This window comes from Enterococcus raffinosus, assembly GCF_001886185.1.
In the GTDB taxonomy this organism is placed as follows: Bacteria; Bacillota; Bacilli; order Lactobacillales; family Enterococcaceae; genus Enterococcus_A; species Enterococcus_A raffinosus.
Window position 1 is genome coordinate 1 of record NZ_JXLA01000111.1, and the last position, 771, is coordinate 771.

1 protein-coding gene is annotated in these 771 nt (G+C 44.4%); it reads right to left on the reverse strand.

The features are described 5' to 3' along the window. Positions 1-771: ISL3 family transposase (locus tag RV13_RS20450; RefSeq protein WP_143142312.1), on the reverse strand; the 771-nt coding region annotated here is incomplete at both ends.

A 771-nucleotide genomic window follows, 5' to 3' on the forward strand; every position in this document is an offset into this window, starting at 1 on the left:
CTGATAGACTTCGTAGCCTTGCTTTAGGGAGTCATCGTAAGACAACAGGCGATCGACGATTTCTGCTTCCGTTAGATGTGCCCGAAAAGAAGGTCGCCAGTAGCGGTGTCTCCCCTTCAATTCCCACGCATTCTTCTGAAGCAGTTTCCAGTATTTCTTTAAATGTTTTGATCGACTGTCGCCTTTTCTAAAGGACTTCATTACCTGAATTCGGTGATTGGTAAATGCTCGGCCAATGTGTTGACTGATATGAAAGTGATCGGCGACGATTCGGGCATTCGGAAAACAATCTTTCACCAATGTACGATAGGGTGTATAGAAATCTGAAACCACTAGACGTACTTGTTCCCGTACCTTTCTGGGATAACGCAAGAAATAGTCGCGCAAAGGATCGAGTTGACGATTTTCCACAATGTCGATCAGTTGATGGGTTTTGCCATCCATCATGACAAAGCTCATAGCACCCGAGACATTTTTCACTGATTTGAATTCATCAAAACACAACACTTCTGGCAGTGGCTGGTTCAAAGAAACGGTTTTAGGCCGAAGGCTGCGAAGGATCCGAATAACCGTTGTTGGAGAAACGTGTTTCATGCGTGCAATCAAGGACATAGAAAGAGGCTCACTTAATAGTTCGAGAACGGCTTGTTTGACTCTGCGGGCAATGGAGCAGTGACGATCACTAACCGAATCTTCGGCTAAAAAAGTTTTTCCACAGTGTTTACACTTAAAGCGTTGCTTGTTTATCCGCAGAATCGTCTTGTAGTTACT